The organism is Rhizobium sp. M1, assembly GCF_002531805.1.
GTDB lineage: Bacteria > Pseudomonadota > Alphaproteobacteria > Rhizobiales > Rhizobiaceae > Rhizobium > Rhizobium etli_C.
Map to the genome: position 1 here is coordinate 258,902 of NZ_NWSW01000002.1, position 18,736 is coordinate 277,637.

The 18,736-nt window shown below is 60.7% G+C and carries 9 protein-coding genes; 7 read left to right on the forward strand and 2 right to left on the reverse strand.

The features are described from left to right. Nucleotides 1–5: 5 nt before the first annotated feature. The 4 genes from CO655_RS03385 to CO655_RS03400 all read left to right on the forward strand — a co-directional run bounded on the left by CO655_RS03385 (nt 6) and on the right by CO655_RS03400 (nt 12,262). Nucleotides 6–3,998, forward strand: coding sequence for a DNA methyltransferase (locus tag CO655_RS03385; RefSeq protein WP_141514283.1), 3,993 nt, complete (start codon nt 6–8; stop codon nt 3,996–3,998). 150 nt (nt 3,999–4,148) lie between these two features. Next, on the forward strand, nt 4,149–7,595 hold the full coding sequence (gene drmA / locus CO655_RS03390) for a DISARM system helicase DrmA (RefSeq protein WP_280953062.1): 3,447 nt from the start codon (nt 4,149–4,151) through the stop codon (nt 7,593–7,595). Nucleotides 7,596–7,607: 12 nt separating this feature from the next. Continuing rightward, on the forward strand, nt 7,608–9,473 hold the full coding sequence (locus CO655_RS03395) for a DUF1998 domain-containing protein (RefSeq protein ID WP_097663781.1): 1,866 nt from the start codon (nt 7,608–7,610) through the stop codon (nt 9,471–9,473). A gap of 65 nt (nt 9,474–9,538) precedes the next feature. Next, nucleotides 9,539–12,262, forward strand: a complete 2,724-nt coding sequence (locus CO655_RS03400) for an ATP-binding domain-containing protein (protein ID WP_097663782.1) — start codon at nt 9,539–9,541, stop codon at nt 12,260–12,262. A gap of 19 nt (nt 12,263–12,281) precedes the next feature. Here the strand turns inward: CO655_RS03400 and CO655_RS03405 are convergent, their stop codons facing one another. Both CO655_RS03405 and CO655_RS03415 read right to left on the reverse strand, forming a co-directional pair. Next, a complete protein-coding gene (locus CO655_RS03405; RefSeq protein ID WP_097663783.1) occupies nt 12,282–13,061 on the reverse strand; it encodes an SDR family NAD(P)-dependent oxidoreductase in 780 nt (259 codons plus the stop codon). A 404-nt stretch (nt 13,062–13,465) separates the two neighbouring features. Further along, a complete protein-coding gene (locus CO655_RS03415; RefSeq protein ID WP_097663784.1) occupies nt 13,466–14,083 on the reverse strand; it encodes a TetR-like C-terminal domain-containing protein in 618 nt (205 codons plus the stop codon). A 111-nt stretch (nt 14,084–14,194) separates the two neighbouring features. Here CO655_RS03415 and CO655_RS03420 point away from each other — a divergent pair, with 111 nt between their 5' ends. From CO655_RS03420 to CO655_RS03430, 3 genes are all read left to right on the forward strand, one after another. Then, on the forward strand, nt 14,195–14,881 hold the full coding sequence (locus tag CO655_RS03420) for a PspA/IM30 family protein (protein ID WP_097663785.1): 687 nt from the start codon (nt 14,195–14,197) through the stop codon (nt 14,879–14,881). 47 nt (nt 14,882–14,928) lie between these two features. Next, complete coding sequence (locus tag CO655_RS03425) at nt 14,929–15,210, forward strand: YiaA/YiaB family inner membrane protein (RefSeq protein WP_003569708.1); 282 nt, start codon at nt 14,929–14,931, stop codon at nt 15,208–15,210. Nucleotides 15,211–15,304: 94 nt separating this feature from the next. Next, nucleotides 15,305–18,700, forward strand: coding sequence for an acyl-[ACP]--phospholipid O-acyltransferase (locus tag CO655_RS03430; RefSeq protein ID WP_097663786.1), 3,396 nt, complete (start codon nt 15,305–15,307; stop codon nt 18,698–18,700). Nucleotides 18,701–18,736: the final 36 nt, after the last annotated feature.

An 18,736-nucleotide genomic window follows, 5' to 3' on the forward strand; every position in this document is an offset into this window, starting at 1 on the left:
CATCCATGGATTTCTACGCACGCTCAGACGAAACCACGGAATGGCTGAATTACCTTCAGCCCGAGGGTTTGGTTGTCGGCCCCAATGTTCTGAGGGACAATGGGCTCACGCCGATCCGGCAAACACCTTTGGATACCGAAGCGGTCGCCGAGATCCTGGAGGTATCCTCGGACGCGAAGCGCGAGGAAGACAAGTTCTTCATCCTGCGCAATCCGTGGGGCTTCCTCGAAAACGTCCTCGGCTGGCCCGAGCGCCTGGTTGCCGGCAGCCCGTCGGGGCCTGCTGTTGCTGCCGACCTGACACGGGTCGTTCCCGAGCATGAAACCCTGCTGACGCCGGACATGGCTGTTCTGTGGAACGATGCTGCGGAAGAGGATGTGCCGGCGCAGATGCTGCTTTCCATCCACCCAAGTCTTGATGCCGACGCCCGGGGCCAATTCGGCGACGGCGAATGGGAGGCAAGCCCGCATCAGCGGCTGGAACGTCTGCTGCGCGAAACGGGTGTCGGTGTCGGTGTGCTGATCGCGCGCAACACCCTTCGTCTTATCTATGCGCCGCGTGGAGAAACCGCGGGCTGGATTTCCTGGCCGCTCGCCGCACTCGGTCGGGTCGAAGGTCGCCCCATGCTGGCGGGCCTCAAGCTCTGCCTCGGCCGCAATGCGCTTTTCACGGGTGCCCCAGACAAGCGGCTCCGCCCTGTTCTCAAGCAATCGCGCGAAGCACAGAACGAGGTTTCGGAAAAGCTGTCGGGTCAGGTGCTGGGCGCGCTGCACGAGCTTCTCCGCGGTATTCATCACGCTGATCCTGATCGTATCGAGCGGCTGGCCGAAGGGCAATCGCACCATCTCTACGAGGGTCTGCTCACCTGCTTGATGCGGCTCGTCTTTTTGCTTTACGCCGAAGACCGCGATCTGCTGCCCTCATCGTCTGATCCACAGTTGAAGACGCTGTGGGAGGGGGCCTATTCGATCAAGACTCTCTACGCCAAGCTCCTAACTGATGAAGCGCTCAATCCAGACACGATGGACGAGCGCCGTGGCGGTTGGGGCCAGTTGCTGGCGGTCTTCCGCATCATCCATGAAGGTCACGGGGATTGGGTTCAAAAGCGTGGCGGCAAGTTGTTCGATCCCGATGCCTTTCCTTTCCTGGAAGGGCGGGACAAAGGCAGCACGCAGGATGACGCCAAGGTTCTTCCGATCTCCGACGGCTGTATCGTCCGCATCCTGCATGGCCTGATGACGGTGGAAGCTCGAAGCCTGTCGGGCGAGAAAATCCGCGAACGGCTGTCCTACCGATCGCTCGATGTCGAAAGCATCGGTTCGGTTTATGAAACGGTCATGGGCTTCACCGCCTTGCGGGCAGCCGAGCAGATGATTGCCCTCAGGGACGAAAAGAAGCTTCCGACCTTCATCGGTGTTGAAAGCCTGTTGGCACAGAAGGCCGGTGACCGGCAAAAATGGTTGAAAGAGCGGGCGATCACGCTCTCGGCCAAACAGTTGAAGGCAGTCAAGGATGCCAAGGATGCCGGCGAACTTGTGGCGGCAGTCGGATCAGCAATCGATGATCGCGCCTCCCCCGGAGGACATACGCTGGGAGCCGGCGCGCCCTATCTCCAGCCGACCGAGGAACGCCGCCGCTCAGGGTCGCACTACACGCCCCGATCTCTTACCGAGCCGATCGTGCGTCAAGCGCTGGAACCTGCCTTTGAGCGGATTGGGGTAAATGCCTCGCCGGAGGCCGTCCTCTCACTGAAGGTGCTGGACCCTGCTTCCGGATCGGGTGCTTTCCTGGTGGAAGCTTGCCGACAGCTTGGTGCTCGGCTCGAACAGGCCTGGGACACGCATAAATTGGAAAAGCCTACCATCCCCTTGGACGAGGACGAGTCGACCCATGCCCGACGTCTCGTGGCGCAGCGCTGCCTTTATGGTGTCGACCGTAACCCGATGGCCGTCGATCTGGCGCGGCTTTCGCTGTGGCTGGCAACGCTAGCGCGCGAGCATGAATTCAGCTTTCTCGACCACGCCCTAAAAGCCGGGGACAGCCTGGTTGGTCTGACGCAGCGCGAAATTGCTGCCGCGAACTGGGATGCCTCGAAACCCGGCCTTCCACTGTTTAGGGGACTTATCAAGGAGGCCGTTGCGAGGGCATTGGAAGGCCGTGAGGCAATCCGAAACGCACCGGATGATATCACCCGCGCCATCCAGGAATCCCGCCACAACCGAGTTGAACACGAGGTTGAGCCGGCACGCACGGTCGGTGACGCCGTCATCGCAGCCTTCTTCTCCGCGGATAAACCGAAGGCGCGTGAACACGCGCGACAGACGGTGGAAAGTTGGCTAACCGGCTCGCTTCAGCCCAAATGGGAAGAGCTTGGGGGGAGGGCCAGTGCTTTTCGAATCCGGCAGGGCTGGAAGCCATTTCATTGGGAGATCGAATTTCCGGAGGCGTTCGCGAGAGACAACCCTGGATTTGATGCGATTGTCGGAAATCCGCCCTTTCTGGGAGGCACGCGCCTTGAGCCAGCATTCGGGAGATGTTGGCGTGATTTTATAGTAACTTACATTGCTGGTGGCGAAACAGGCGTGAGAGGAGCTGGTGATCTAGCCGCCTATTTTCTCGTGAGATGCTTCGGTTTACTTCGTCGGTCTGGTTGCGCTGGCTTGATCACGACTAACTCAATCTCTCAAGGGGATACTCGAACCATTGGACTCGCGAAAGTCATCGCGCGATCAGGTACTATTTGCGCAGCCGACCGTTCAATCAAGTGGCCCGGCGAAGTAGGTGTAAATGTTGCACGCATATGGGTCCTAAAGGAGAGCGCCGCTTCTAAACCATACTTAAATGGGGAGGAGGTCACTCAGATAAATAGCTACCTTCGTGCGGGCGACGAGCTCGCGCCGGCCGCGGTGCTATCTAGCAATCTCGACAAGGCATTCGAGGGGGCCAAGTTGATGGGGGATGGTTTCATTATCGACGAGAGTGAGGCGGAGCAGTTATTGAAGCTCGACCAAGGGGCTGAATTGGTCGTACGACCCTTTCTTTCAGGACAGGATGTAAATGCACGCCCCGATTCCTCAGCAAGCAGGTGGGCAGTTAACTTCCGTGACATGCCTCTCGGGGGGGGGGGACTTCCCCACAGATTTGGCTCAGCCGCTTCTGACTATCCTCATTGCCTCGCGCTAGTGGAAGAGCGTGTCAAGCCATTCCGGATGGCTAAACCAGCAGACAGCTCGGGCAATCGAGCGATGCGAGAACGTTGGTGGCAATATTTTCTTTGGCGACCGGCAATGCAAACGGCGATTTCTCAGCTTGAGCGCGTAATAGTGCGAAGCCGCGTAAGCAACACGCATGGATTAGCGTTTGCAAGTGCAAGGACAATTCTTTCCGATGCCTTGGTGGTCTTCGCCTACGAGCAATATTCCATGTTCTGTAGTCTTCAATCGAGAGTACACGAAGTCTGGGCTCGCAAACATGGGTCAACGATGCGAAATGACTTACGCTATACACCTACGAGTTGCTTTCAACCCTTTCCTTTCGCGCGCAATGCCGACTCCGACGAGGCGCTCGACGCTGTTGGTAGAGCCTATCATGATCACCGCGCCTCGCTGATGATCCATGCCAATGAAGGAATGACAAAGACCTATAACCGCTTCCACAAAGATACCGAGCGCGGAATGGGTATAGAGCGTCTCCGCGAACTGCACGACGAAATGGACCGCGCGGTGTTGCACGCCTATGGCTGGCATGATCTTGCCGACGAGGTTCGGCCGCAATTCCTGACGGAAGAGACGGAAGAGGACTACAGCTATCAAAACCGTTATTTCTGGCCGGCTGAGCAACGGGAGGAAGTGCTTTCCCGTTTGCTAGCGCTTAATGCCGAACGGCACGCGGAAGAAGCTAGGCTTGGCATCGCCCCCAGAGCGTTACATCGTGATGAAGGTGATGAAGCGGATGGTGACGAGACCGATGCCGATCAAAGCAGTTTCAACCTAAACTGAATCAACTTTAGATTGCTCCCGTTGTTTCATATTGGTAGGTTTAATTCAGTGATGGGGATTCGCATGGCCGATATGAATGATGCGGCTGTCTTAACTGACCGGCTTGTCGACCGAGCCAAGCCGGCATCAGCCGTTGAGGTTCGTGAGCGGTTGATGGACCTGCTGCGACGCGATCTTGTCGGCGCGCATCCGGACCTCGACCCTGATCTCGATCGGGAGGTAATTTCCGGCGCCAGCCCCTCCACCTGGTACCTCACCGGCTTTCTTGCACCCCGGCGCAAGGATAGCCGCGAGCGACGGGCGGATAAGGTGCTCGGTAATGGCGCTGCCGATGAAGAGCAGGCCGAAGCCCAGCTCGATGCGCTACGTTCGGCCGAAAGCATGGAGCAGGGCGCACCCGGTCCAGGCAATGCCGCTGACGACGGGGCCAGCGAACGACCACCCATGCGCTCTTTCGTCCCATCCTCGCTGGGTCTGACCGTGCTTCTGCCCCGGTCGGCGAATACGCTTGACGCCCGCGTCAGCTGGGGCGATTACGTCACCGAGCCGCCGCTCGACAAAGCCGTATTCCTGCCTGACGAAAGGGAGAAGGCGGCGCAGGCCGGCGAGCAACCGAAGGAGCCGCCAAAAAGTTCGCTCGACTGGCGCAGGATTCCCCGTGAGGAGCGTCTGACCATCGACGTCACGACGCTTCAGGACGGCATTCCGCAGCGCATCGTGGTGCCGGAGAGCGCGGCACCGCAGGTGCCCGGCGGCGGCCTTGAACTTATCATCACCGTCCGCCCGGCCCAAACCGCCGGCATCGACGGCATCCGCGATGATGTTCTGGCCGTGTCCGTCTTCCTGGTGAATGCGCGCCCGGAAACCTACCGCCGCTTCGGCGACATCGCTTTCTGTTTCCAGGCTCGGCTTGAACTGCACACTGCCGAAGGTTTCGCCCCACGCGACGACCGCGCGTCCTATGATGCAAATGATCCTGACGAACGTCTGGCCGACCTCCATTACCGCGATGTCTGCTCCTTCGCTGTCGGCCATAACACCTCTGCCGATTGGGGTGCGCCCGATGACGGCGGCCGAATCATCACGGTCTTCACCAATCCTATTCCCTGCCAGGAAGTGGAGAAACTCGGTGCTGACATTGACGTTTCCGATGTCGAGCGACGCATGGAAAAGCTCGAGGAGGCTTCTGCCGATGTCGTGAGCCTGAAGGCCGCGCTTTCCACTCTCCCAATCGAATACGCCAAATGGGCAGCCGAGCAGGATGGATTGATCAGTGAAGTCTCCGGAGCACGCCGCCAAGACGTGGCACGAGACTGCCTTGTGAAAATCCGCGAGGCATGCCGCCGCATCGAAGGCGGTATTGATCGGCTGGTGAGCGATCCGACGAGCCGGCAAGCCTTCCGGATCATGAACAAAGTCATGGCGCGATCGAACCGCCAGCGTGCTGCGGCAGACAACAAGAAGCCGTTGGCCGAGCAAAAGGCGCCGACTTGGCGTCTGTTCCAGCTCGCCTTCATTCTTCTGAACCTGGAGGGACTGGCCGACCCCGGCCATGAGGATCGGCCGGTCGTCGATCTGCTGTTCTTCCCGACAGGCGGCGGCAAGACCGAAGCCTATCTCGGCCTTGCTGCTTTCGCCATTGCCCGCCGGCGCCTGGCCAATCCCGGTCTGGAAGGGGCGGGTCTTTCCGTCGTCATGCGTTACACGCTGCGGCTTTTGACGCTCGACCAGTTGCAGCGCGCCGCTGGCCTCGTCTGCGCGCTCGAACTGGAGCGAAAGTCCAATCCTGACCTCGGCACATGGCCCATTGAAATCGGTCTCTGGGTTGGCGGGGGCGCAACCCCAAATGCGCTCGGCGACTCGAAGAACAAGAACCCGAGCACGGCGGTCGCCTGGTTGGATGAACACCGAAGGCGAAATGGGCCGGCGCCTGCTCCGATGAAGAACTGCCCCTGGTGTGGCCAGCGCTTCAACAAGGAAAGCTTCCGGATACACCCTCATTTGACCAAGCCCGAACGTCTGGACATTCGGTGCGATAACCTGGATTGCGAATTCTCCGGTGCCGACCGCCTGCCTATCGTCGTGGTAGATGACGAGATATACCGTCGCCTGCCGGCTTTCATGATTGCGACCATCGATAAGTTCGCCAATGTGCCTTGGGAGGGGCGGGCAGGCGCGTTCTTTGGCCATGTCGACCGCTCGGACGCTTCGGGTTTCTACGGAGCCGGCGAAAACGGCGGCACGCGTATATCACGCGAACTACGGCCGATCGACCTGATCATTCAGGACGAATTGCACTTGATTTCCGGGCCACTTGGCACGATCGCCGGCCTTTACGAAACGGCATTCGACCTCCTCGCATCGCGCCAGATTAACGGCGAGCGGCGTGGCCCCAAGATCGTGGTATCCACCGCAACTGTTCGGCGGGCAGAAACTCAGATCAAGAATCTCTTTGGACGCTCGGGGACCGCGATCTTTCCGCCGCCCGGCATCAGCCGCCACGATTCCTTTTTCGCAAAGGTCGACCGCGTGTCCCCCTCACGCGTCTATGCGGGGATCGCGTCGCCGGGACGTGGCCCCAAACTAGTCTATCTGCGGGCGTTGCAAACCATCCTTTCCGGTGCGGCAGCCCTTTCAACCGGAGCTAAGGACGATCCCGCCGATCCCTATCTGACGGCTCTTTGCTATTTTAATGCACTCCGCGAACTCGGCGGCGCGCGTCGCATTGTCGAGGACGAAGTTCGAGCGCATCTGTCGAGCTACGGTACCAGCCGTGTTCGCAAACAACCGAGCGGCCAGCCTTTCGCGGACAGGGTATTGCGGGAAGTCCAGGAATTGACGTCGCGTTACAGCACCGACCAGGTGTCGGAGGCGCGAACCCGGCTGGGTTACCCTGCCTCTGACAAGAATGCCGTCGACGTGGCGCTGGCGACCAACATGATCTCCGTCGGTCTGGATATCAGCCGTTTGGGCCTGATGGTCGTGCAAGGCCAGCCGAAAACGGCCGCTGAATATATCCAGGCGACATCCCGCGTCGGCCGCGAAGCCTCCAAGCCGGGACTGGTCATCACGCTGCTCAACATCCACAAGCCGCGGGACCGGACGCACTACGAACAGTTCCGCGCCTTCCACATGAGCTTCTACCGTGCCGTCGAGGCGACCAGTGTCACTCCATTCTCTCCAAGGGCACTGGACCGGGCCCTGGCCGCAACACTGGTCGCCGCCGCACGACATGTGGAGCCTGATCTTAGTCAGAACGATTTCGTGACACGGATGGCCGACAACCCCGCTGCCTATGCGGCTGTTCGCAAGATCGTCGAAGAAAAGATGGCGACCGCGGACGTTGAGCAGGAACTCGTCGACCGTTGCCTGGCGCGGCTCGATGAATTGCGCGATGCCTGGATATCCATCGCCGACAGACAGACTGCGAACGGCGACCGATTTGTCTATGCGAAAGGCGAGCCGGTGCAACGGCTTCTTCAAGATCCCTTGGGCCTACGCGGTAATAATTTCTTCGTCGCAGCCCGCTCGATGCGCGATACGGAACCGGTGGCGTTGCTGAAGATTAGAAGGCCGGACGGCCGCGTTTTCGAGTAGCGAGAAGAACCCATGGCAGACATTACGCAAAGCTTCAGCCAGTTGCTGCTGACCTATGGTCCCGGCGCTATGCTCGATCTCCCGGATCAGGCGGTCATCGTGTCGGGACTGCAGGGATGGCGTTACGGCGCCAACATGAAACCGGTGGCCGAGGATCGGCTAATCGCTCTTCTCCGCGACCAACTGGGAGAAAAGCTTAACCCCACTTTCTGGGGATTGCGTCAGCCGCCGGAACAGGATGAAGAGCGCCGCGATGACAACGCCCCGGGCGTTGAAGTGCTGCTTTTCCCGAGTTGGTTCACCGTGGATGATGATGCCGCCGTGTCCGAGGGAGAGAGTGCATCTCACGCACTTGAGAAACGCAGACGGATGGTGGAGTTCGACCATCTGACCGGGACCAGGGGTGGCAAGCTTTCGTACAAGGATGATCGTGGCAAGCGCCGCGAAGTGAACCCCATCCGATTCGTCGCGGCCTGCACGAAGGGGCACTTGCAGGATATCAGCTGGCGATACCTGGTTCACCGAAGCGGCGACCAGACATGTCGGAAGCCGATGTATTGGGTCGAGCGCGGTGTGAGCTCTGATCCATCGGACATCTCTGTCCGCTGCACGTGCGGCGCTATGCTGACGATGGCCGACCTCTACAAGCCAAAGTTCCTAGGGACCTGCCGCGCCGAGAGCCCTTGGCTACAGCCGCAAAGGCAGCATGACGAGGAATGCGGCATCGATCTGCGCCTGTTGCCGCGATCCGCCACCAACACGTATTTTGCCCAGACCGTGACAGTGATTTCGCTGACGAATTCGGACGACCGCGCCCGGCAGACGGTTCAGGAGTACCGGCCGACAATCGATTCCATTCGACAATTGCCCAACTTCATCGACATCTTGCGTAGTCTGCCAAATACGAAAGATGCTTTCTCGGCGTTTGCCGACGACGAAATTTGGCGGGCGCTCGATGAAGAGACGGGCGATGCAGCAACGTCGGCCAACCCGCGGATTGCAGAATTTGATCTCTTGGCGTCCGGCACTCGTATCATCGGACATGATGGCCCCACATCCCATCTGTTCGCCGAAACATTGCCCTTGGATGTTCAGGACCGAAACGAGCTTTGGCAGAGTTTCTTAGCAGGTGTGGTGAAGGTGCATCGGTTGCGGGAGGTGACTTGCCTGTATGGATTCACCCGCCTCGAGCCGCCACCCACGGCCGCTGAAAGTGAACTGGATGAGATACGACTCGCCGTCGATGGTGCGGATCTCGCCAGAAACGTTGAATGGCTTCCGGCTATTGAGCAGTTCGGGGAAGGTATTTTCCTCCATGTCAACCCGGACTTCCTGAAACGATGGCGAGACGAAGCCGCCGTTGGCGAGCGAACGCTCGTCTTGAGGGAAGGTGAATCGCGCGAGGCTGAAAGGTTCGGCAGACCTCCTTCTCATTTGGGAATAGCCTATTGGGCGCTGCACTCGCTGTCTCACGCCCTGATGTCGGAGCTCTCGCTGGAATGCGGCTACCCGCTCTCGTCATTGAAGGAGCGTGTATATTCCAGCGGCGCCGGCCAGGCGGATCGATATGGACTGCTGATCTACACGTCGACGGCGGGTGGCCAGGGAACGCTTGGCGGATTGAGTGGCATGGCTCATCGCGTCGGCGAACTGTTGACCCGAGCGATGACGCGCCTTGAGTTGTGTTCAAACGATCCGATCTGCGCGGAGCACGCGCCTAACGGTGATTTTGATGATCGCCACCTCCACGGCGCAGCCTGCCACGCCTGTCTGCTCATTCCGGAGACGTCGTGCGAGGCTCGGAATACAAGATTAGACCGAGGTCTTCTTGTGCCGACGGTGGTTGGCTCCAGATATGCGTGTTTCGAAGTCGTTTGAAGCGCTGATCTCTGAAATAGATAGATAATTTAATTGCTTATTGTGCGCTTGGGAGACGGGTGGGGATGGAAGAAAGAGAGTCATTTATAGAAAATGCGGCGAGAACATCTCTCGACTGCATGCAGAGGATTGCGGTTAAGGTTGAAGCGGAACTTGAGGCGTCGATATCTGAACCTGGCGGGCAGTTCGCTGTCGGCAACTCCTTCAATACGCCTCGTCAGGTCGAAGAATACGCGAAAGTGCGTCATGAGGCAGCAGCTTCGCTAGTCCGACTTCGTAAAGAGCCTCTTTTAGCGCGCGTAGATTTCGAGGATGAAGATGGTGATCCGGGTGCGATTTTCATCGCACCCGCCGTGGCGCCGGCTGGACTTGGCGGACCACGCGTCGCTAGCCTCAATTCCCCGGTCGGTAGCATTGCATCGAGAAAGCCGGGTGGCCGATATCCGCTTAGGATCAACGGGCGTGAACACGATGTTCTGATTACAGCTGTTACAAAACTCTACCCGGAGAAGCACTCGAGGGAATGGGATTCCATAAACAGTCAGGTCGCTTTGTGGGGTAATACTCTCACGATCCCCTCGCTGCAGCGCTACCTCAAGAGTGGCACATCTGGTCCGCAACCAGCAGCGGGAGAGGAGGACATCCTAGCCCGGATCCTTGCGGCAGCTGAGCAGGACACACTCGTGATTTCGGGCATCGTTCGCCCCGAGGTGGACGGCGTCACGTTGCGCCAGCAGCGCATCGTTGACGAGTACCAGGACGAAATCTTCCGCATGCCAATCAACCGTAGGTTATTCCTCTCCGGGCCGCCTGGAACTGGCAAAACTACAACACTTATTCGCAGACTCGGGCAGAAGGTCGATCTCAGTGAAGACGTGCTCTCAGAAACGGAACGTGCAGTAATTCAGCGGGTTGGCGACCTTGCCGACCATCCAACGAGCTGGATGTTATTCTCGCCGACGGAGCTTCTCAAACAGTACGTGAAGGAGAATTTCGCTCGGGAAGGCGTGCCAGCCTCCGAGGAAAACATCAAGACGTGGAGCCAGTATCGGGTCGAAGTTGCGCGCGACTATCTTGGACTTTTGAATACCACCAACCGCAAGGGTCTCTTTGTACTTGCGGAGGAAAGGCCAGCTTACTTGGCCGAACGGTGCGGATCGTCGGAGGACGCGGCGTGGTATGACGCTTTTCTTGCATATTTCTGGGTCGCCGTGGGCATGGACCTTGCATCCGAAGCCGATGCCCTGGCTAGGTCCCCCGATCCCGCAGTCGCGACAGTTGGAAAGAGGGTTGCCAGCGTTCTCGCAGCCCAAAGAGGTGGTTTCGACGGGCGCGTGATCGTAGACTTGGGTAGACTTCGCGACGAGATCAAGGTGACCGTTTCCGGCCTTCAGGAAGCATTCGCGAGAGTGTCTGATAGCTTGCTCAACAGGGTTTTACGTGCTGACGGGGAGTTTTTGAGCAAATTTGGAAAAGTCTCTGCAGACCTTCGTCGCGCTCCGCAAGACGAGACAGAAGACGAGGACGCCGATGAAATCTTCGATGGTGATGAAGACGAAGAGCTCACGCATTCACCCTCTCAACCTATCCGTATTGCCTATGCACGCTTTGCACAGCTTCTGAGAACGCTCGCCAACGCGCGCTCGAATGGCAAAAGGCCTGGGCCGAACAGCTATGGCGGCAAGCTTGCTGCATGGCTAGGGGAGAATCGACTTCCAAGTGACGAGCAGATGAAACAGCTGGCGCAGATCGCCCGGTCGCAACGCAGCCTACGCAAATTCATGCGCCCCGATCGTCTGATCATGCGCTCGATCATACCGAAGTTCAGGAGTTTCCGAACGGAAGATGCTCTCTCGAGTGACTGGTATACGCAATCTCCGCCATCCGCATCGATGATTTCGTGGCAGGAACTCGACCTGCTGATGTTGATTACGATGCGGACTGGTGCGGATGTGAGCAATAACCTTGCCCGTACACTGGACGTGGAACCGGCAAGCCGCGGCATTTTGGCCGATATCAAGCGGCTCTACCGCAATCAGATTCTCGTCGACGAAGTGACCGACTTCTCGCTTATCCAACTCGCGCTTATGCATGAGCTTGCCCATCCGAGCTTACACTCATTCTTTGTGTGCGGTGATTTTAACCAGCGTTTGACGGAGTGGGGAATAACGAGCGACGACGATTTCGATTGGATTAGTAAGAGTTTCGAGCGGCGCGCGGTGTCGATCTCCTATCGCCAGACCCGCAAACTGGTCGCACTCTCAAGTGCAGTCACAGGGCTCGACGGCACAAGCCAGGACGTGACGCTGCCGGACTTCAACGACATCGAGGGAATCTCGCCTGTGTGGGGACGAGGGCTCAGGACCATCGAGCAGAAAGCCCACTGGCTTCGGACACGCATTGGAGAAATTGAGGCCAGAGACAATCGGCTGCCATCGATTGCAGTACTTGTGAATAGCGAGGACGATGTCGAGCCGCTGGCCCTTCAGCTGAGCAAAATGCTGCGCGACATTAACTACAGCGCTGAGGCCTGTAAGGACGGTAAATCAATCGGAAGTGAAAAGACCGTCAGGGTTTTCGATATCCAGCACATCAAAGGGTTGGAGTTCCAGGCAGCATTCTTCATGGATATGGATAGTCTCATTCAAAAAAAGCCGGGGTTGTTCAACAAGTACCTTTACGTGGGCGCAACGCGGGCGGCTACGTATTTCGGGCTTACCTTCACAAAGGAAGTGCCTACTGAAATGGTTCCGTTATCAGAGCATTTCCTGGAAGGGTGGCAAAGCTGAAAACCGCCGGTCTTGCCCCTCACCCGCGTTCATCAAACAACCGGACTCCAGTCAACCCTACAAGCCTCCCCACCAAGGCATCCTGAAACCCAACATCACCCACCTCCGCAGCCGCCTCCCGCCGCTGCCTATGATACCAATACCCGCCGCTGACTTTGGCGGCGTCATTGTCGCTCGTCGCCAGCCACGTCTGCGTGAGGTGCCCCATCTCAAGATCATCCGGCGCGCCGGCGCCGCCCATTTTGGTCGGCACCCAGCCGGGGTCGACGGCGTTGCTGAAGACATCCGGCCAGTGGCGGGCGAGGGCGGCGGCGAGGGTGGCGATGTAGAGCTTGCTTTCCGAATAGGCCTGGCTGGCGTTCCATGGCCGTCGCTTCCAGTCGATATCGTCAAGGCTGCTGGCGCCGCTGCGGTGCATGCCGCTCGTGAGATAGATCAGGCGGTCGGGGCGGGTGATCCAGGCGGTGAGGAGATAGGGGGCGAGCACGTTGACCGCCAGCGTCTTGGCGTGACCTTCCGGCGTTTCGCCGCGGCTGCGTTCGAGGTAGATACCGGCATTGTGGATGACGGCGTCCATGCGGCCGATGGCGTTGACCTGTTCGGCGATGGAGCGCGTCTCGGCGGCGCTGGCGAGATCGCCGATGACGAGGCCGAGGGCGGCGGCTGACGTGTCTGCGATGGCGGCGGGGCGCTCGCGGGAGCGGGCGTGCAGGACGACGTCGTGGCCTTGCCGGATGAGGGTGCGGGCGGCGGCAAGCCCGAGGCCATCGGTGGAGCCGGTGATGAAGATGCGGCTCATGGGGTTTCCTCTCGCGGTGGCGTGGTGGGGGCAGAGTGCTTGGCTGAGGGTCCTCGGGTCAAGCCCGAGGACGACGGAGGGTGGGGAGGGCTTGAGTGCGAACATCCGACGCAGACGATCGGGGAGGGGCAGCCCCTCATCCGGCTGCCGCCACCTTCTCCCCGCTTGCGGGGCGAAGGGGGTATGCCGCGGCCTCTCCGTCCCTCTCCAACGTCGTGTGTGGCACGTCCCCTCTCCCCTTACGGGGAGAGGGTTAGGGTGAGGGGCAGTTTTTTGGTGGAGCTCCATGAGCGGCGGGCATGGGTCCTCGGGTCAAGCCCGAGGACGACGGAGGGTGGGGGAGCGTTGCTGCCAAACCCACCCGCTCACGCGCCTACTTCCGGCCGCCAAATCGCCGGCCGCACTCACGCGCCCGCTTCCCTTCGCCGCTCCGCCCCCGCCGCAATCGTCTGCACCAGCTCGTCCACCTCGCGTGCCAGCCGCTCCAGTGGCAATCCCACGAAGCGCCCCTCCAGGCTGATGCTGACCACCCCGTGGACGGCGCCGAAGAGGGTGCGGGCGCGGATGGCGCGATCTTGGGGGGGCATGTCGGGCTGCAGTTCGGCGAGCGGTTCGGCGATCACGTCCATCAGGAAGAGGTGTTCGTCGAGGTGCCATTGCGGCGTCGGGCTGGTGTCGGGGGGGAAGTGGTCGAACAGCGCCTTCCAGAGGTTGCGGTGCTCGACGGCGAAGGCGAGGTAGCCCTGGGCGAGGTTGCGGAGCCGATCGGTCGGGCTTTTGTCGCGGGCCTCGGGCAGGGTCAGCTTCGCCTCCAAGGCCTTCAGCGTCGACGAGTTGACGTGGATGACGAGCTCGGCGAGGTCGGAGAAGACGGTGGAGAGGCCGCCGAGCGCGCAGCCGGCATCGTGGGTGATGTCGCGGGCGCGCAGATTGGTGAGCCCGTCGCGGGCGATGCGCTCGCGCGCCGCCTCGATCAGCCGCGCCTTCAGATCCTCGCGTTTTTCTTCTCGCCTGCCGGCCATTAACCATTCCACTTCGATTTTTTGAACGACGTTCAAAATTTATCTTGAACGTCGTTCATGATTCTGCCATAACAGCACTCGTGAACAACGTTCATAAACCGGAGGCAAGAAATGTTCAAACTGATTTCTATTCTCTTGCGGGGCAGGGCGCATGATGCCGAACAGGCCTTTGCCGATCGCCACGCCGTGCCGCTGCTGGCCCAGCAGATCCGCGATGCCGCCCAGGCGATCCAGTCGGCGCGGCGCAGCGTGGCCGTCGCCATCGCCCAGAACGAGCAGGAAAAGGCGCAGCACCAGACGATCGTCAGCCGCATCGCCGATTTGGAGAGCCGTGCCTGCGCCGCTCTCGACAAAGGCAATGACGGCCTGGCTCGCGAGGCGGCCGAGGCGATCGACTTTCTCGAAGCCGAGCGCGATGCTTCGGTGGCGGCGCAGGCCCAGTTCACCACATCGATCGGCAAGCTGAAGGGCATCGTGCGCTCGGCCGAGGCGCGGCTGCAGGAGCTGCAGCGCGGCGAGCGGCTGGCGCGCGCCACTGAAGAGGCGCAGAAGCTCGATGTCGTGGTCGCCGGCCCTGGCCTCGCCACCCTCGACGAGGCCGAGGAGACCTTAGCGCGGCTGCGGCTGCGCCAGAGCCAGAACGAGCTGACGGCGGCCGCACTGAAGGACATGGAAAGCACCACCCGGCCGGCCGGCATCATCGAGAAGCTCGCCAATGCCGGCTGCGGCGCGCCGCTCACCGCATCGGCCGATGACGTGCTTGCCCGGCTGAAGAGCCGCATCACCCCGGCCGCCTGAAATCATCCATCCCACCATTCACCCCTAAAAATTGAAGGGTCACTACAATGAACGACAGTTTCCAGAAACACTCCGCCAGCTGGGTCAGCTTCTCCTACATCTCCTTCGGCTCGGCCGCCTTCATGCTGGCGCTCGGCCTTTATATGATGCCGCTCGATCTCTGGGGCAAAGGCTATCTCGCCATGGGCATCCTGATGCTGGTGCAGACCACGGTGAACATCACCAAGACGCTGCGCGACAATGCCGAATCCGAGAAGCTGATCCGCAAGGTCGAGGATGCCCGCACGGAAAAACTGCTCGTCAAATTCAATCGTAGCGATGAAGATTGATCTTCCTTAACCACAGCGCAGAGTTGTTGCCGCATTCAACCAATGGGTAACAACTCTGTGGCCTTTTCATCAGGCCGAAAGAGGGACCAAGTCCGTGCAACACAATCTGATGACGTCAAGGAAATTCGCGCCGCTGTTCTGGACCCAGTTCCTCACGGCCTTCAACGATAATTTTCTGAAGAACACGCTGGTGTTCCTCATTCTCTTCAAGATGTCGGCAAGCGAAGGCGCTGCCCTGGTGACGCTTGCCGGCGTCATCCTCATCGTGCCCTTCCTGCTGCTGTCGGCGCTCGGCGGCGAGCTCGCCGACAAGCATGACAAGGCGAAAATCGCCGAACTCTTGAAACGCTGCGAGATCGGCATTGCGGCGCTGGCCGTCGTCGGCCTCGGCTTCTCCTCCATCTTCGTGCTGATGGCGGCGCTCTTCGGCTTCGGCGTCGTCTCGGCGCTGTTCGGGCCGATCAAATACGGCATCCTGCCCGATCATCTCGACCGCCGCGACCTGCCGAAGGCCAATGCCTGGATCGAGGGCGGCACCTTCATCGCCATCCTCGCCGGCACGATCATCGCAGCGCTGGCGTTTTCCAGCGGCGACAATGTGCTGCTGTTCGGCTCGATGATGATGGGGCTGTCGCTGCTTTGCTGGCTGGCGAGCCGGATGATCCCGGCGACCGGCTCCAAGGCGCCGGATCTGCAGATCGACCGCAATGTCATCCGCTCCAGCTACACCCTCGTCAGGGAAATCCGGCAGGACAAGCGGCTGTGGCGTTCGGCGCTGATGAACTGCTGGTTCTGGCTGGTCGGCGCCTTCGTGCTGTCGATCCTGCCGACCATGGTGACCGAGCTGCTCGGCGGCTCCGAGCTCGTCGTGCCGGCCTATCTCACCGTCTTCGCCATCGCCGTCGCCGTCGGCTCGGCCATCGCCGCCTGGATGTCGTCGGGCCGCATCGTGCTCTTGCCGGCCCCTGTCGGCACGGCGCTGCTCGGCCTCTTCAGCCTCGATCTCGCCTGGAACCTCTGGGGCCTGCAATCGACCACCCATGCGACGACGATCCTCGGTTTCTTCGCCGGCGAAAACACCATCCGCGTCGCCATCGATCTCGCCGGCATGGCGATCGCGGGCGCCTTCATCGCCGTGCCCACCTTCGCCGGCCTGCAGACCTGGGCGCATGAGGATCGCCGCGCCCGCGTCATCGGTGCGGCCAATGTGCTCTCGGCGCTGTTCATCACCGTCGGCCTCGGCCTCGTCGCCGTCATCCAGGCGCTCGGCGCCTCCATTCCTGAGATCCTCATCGGCCTCGGCATCCTCAACTTTGGCGTCGCCTGGCTGATGCTGAAGACGCTGCCGACCAACCCCTTCCGCGATTTCATCTCGATCCTGTTCCGCGCCTTCATGCGCCTCGAGGTCGAGGGGCTGGAGAATATCAAGAAGGCCGGCCGCGCGCCGATCATCGCGCTGAACCATGTCAGCCTGCTCGACGGTGCCTTGGCGCTCGCCATCACCGAGGAGGAGCCGGTCTTCGCCGTCGATTACAAGATCGCCCAGGCCTGGTGGGTGCGGCCCTTCCTGAAAATGTGCAAGTTCCTGCCTCTTGACCCGACCAAGCCGATGGCGACGCGCTCGCTGATCAAGGTGGTGCAGGACGGCAACCCGATCGGCATCTTCCCCGAGGGCCGCCTGACGGTGACCGGAACGCTGATGAAGGTCTATGACGGTGCGGCCATGGTCGCCGACAAGACCGGCTCGATGGTCGTGCCGGTCAAGATCGACGGGCTGGAGAAGAGCTATCTCTCCTATCTCGGCGACGGCAAGATCCGCCGCCGGCTGTTCCCCAAGGTCAAGGTCACCATTCTCGAGCCGGTGAAGCTCGAAGTGCCGGCCGAGCTGAAGGGCCGCAAGCGCCGCACGGCGGCAGGCGCTGCCCTCTATCAGGTGATGTCGAACCTGTTGTTCGAGACCGCCGATACCTCGTCGACCGTGCTCGGCCGCGTCATTCAGGCGGCCCAGGAATTCGGCATGAAGAAGCTCGCCGTCGAGGATCCGGTCACCGGCAGCCTCACCTATGGCAAGCTGCTCACGGGTGCCGCCGTGCTCGGCGCCAAGTTCCGCGCCCGCTTCCCGGAGGCAAACATCGGCGTCATGCTGCCGAACGCCAATGGCGCCGCCGCCACCATCCTCGGCGTCATGACATCAGGCAAGGTGCCGGCCATGCTGAATTTCACCGCAGGCGCCGCCAACATCCTCTCCGCCTGCAAGGCCGCCGAGGTGAAACATGTGCTGACTTCGCGCGCCTTCGTCGCCCAGGCCAAGCTCGGCCCCGTCGTCGAGGAGTTGCAAAAGCAGGTGACGATCGTCTGGCTCGATGATTTGAGAGCCGAGATCGGCGCGCTCGACAAGATCCGCGGTCTCCTGCGCAAGGGCCGGCCGCTGGTGAAGCGCCGGCCGGATGATCCGGCCGTCATCCTCTTCACCTCAGGCTCGGAAGGTACGCCGAAGGGCGTGGTGCTGACCCACCGCAACATCCTGTCGAACGCCGCCCAGGCCGCCGCCCGCATCGATTTCCACAGCGGCGACAAGGTGTTCAACATCTTACCCGTTTTCCATTCCTTCGGGCTGACGGCCGGCACCGTGCTGCCGCTGATCTCGGGCGTGCCGGTCTATTTCTATCCGTCGCCGCTGCATTACCGCATCGTGCCGGAGCTGATCTATGTCTCCAACGCCACGATCATCTTCGGCACCGACACCTTCCTCAACGGTTATGCGAGGACCGCGCATCCGTATGATTTCCGCTCGATCCGCTATATCTTCTCCGGCGCCGAGCCGGTGAAGGCTTCGACCCGCCACACCTATATGGAAAAATTCGGCCTGCGCATCCTGGAAGGCTACGGCGTCACCGAGACCGCGCCTGTTATCTCCATCAACACGCCGATGTACAACCGCTCCGGCACGGTCGGCAAAATCCTGCCGGGCATGGAATGGAAGCTCGAACCGGTGCCCGGCATCGATGAGGGCGGAAGGCTGCATGTGCGCGGCGCCAATGTCATGGCCGGTTACCTCCGTGCCGAAAAGCCCGGCGTGCTGGAGCCGCTCGCCGATGGCTGGCACGATACCGGCGACATCGTCACCATCGACGAGGACGGCTTCGTCAAGATCCGCGGCCGCGCCAAACGCTTCGCCAAGATCGGCGGCGAAATGATCTCGCTCGCCGCCGTCGAAACGCTGGCTGCCGAGCTCTGGCCGGGCGCGCTCTCGGTCGTCTCGTCGCTGCCCGACCCCAAGAAGGGCGAGCGCCTGGTGCTGCTGACCGAAGCCGAAACCGCCACCCGCACCGAATTCCTCGCCTTCGCCAAATCCAAGGGCGCGATGGACATGATGGTCCCGGCCGAGGTCACCATCGGCAAGGTGCCGGTGCTCGGTTCCGGCAAGGTCGATTTCGTCGCGGCGCGCAAGCTGGCGGAGAGCGTGGCCGAGAAGGGGGAGGCGGCGTAGGCGGACATGGGCGGAGGAGCACCACCTCTCCTCCGT

What these genes read in the sequence shown, in the direction of transcription:
- CO655_RS03405 (WP_097663783.1), bottom strand. Translation starts at nt 13,061, where the DNA reads ATGAGCCGCATCTTCATCACCGGCTCCACCGATGGCCTCGGGCTTGCC.
- CO655_RS03420 (WP_097663785.1), top strand. Translation starts at nt 14,195, where the DNA reads ATGTTCAAACTGATTTCTATTCTCTTGCGGGGCAGGGCGCATGATGCC.
- CO655_RS03395 (WP_097663781.1), top strand. Translation starts at nt 7,608, where the DNA reads ATGGCAGACATTACGCAAAGCTTCAGCCAGTTGCTGCTGACCTATGGT.
- CO655_RS03385 (WP_141514283.1), top strand. Translation starts at nt 6, where the DNA reads ATGGATTTCTACGCACGCTCAGACGAAACCACGGAATGGCTGAATTAC.
- CO655_RS03400 (WP_097663782.1), top strand. Translation starts at nt 9,539, where the DNA reads ATGGAAGAAAGAGAGTCATTTATAGAAAATGCGGCGAGAACATCTCTC.
- CO655_RS03415 (WP_097663784.1), bottom strand. Translation starts at nt 14,083, where the DNA reads ATGGCCGGCAGGCGAGAAGAAAAACGCGAGGATCTGAAGGCGCGGCTG.
- CO655_RS03425 (WP_003569708.1), top strand. Translation starts at nt 14,929, where the DNA reads ATGAACGACAGTTTCCAGAAACACTCCGCCAGCTGGGTCAGCTTCTCC.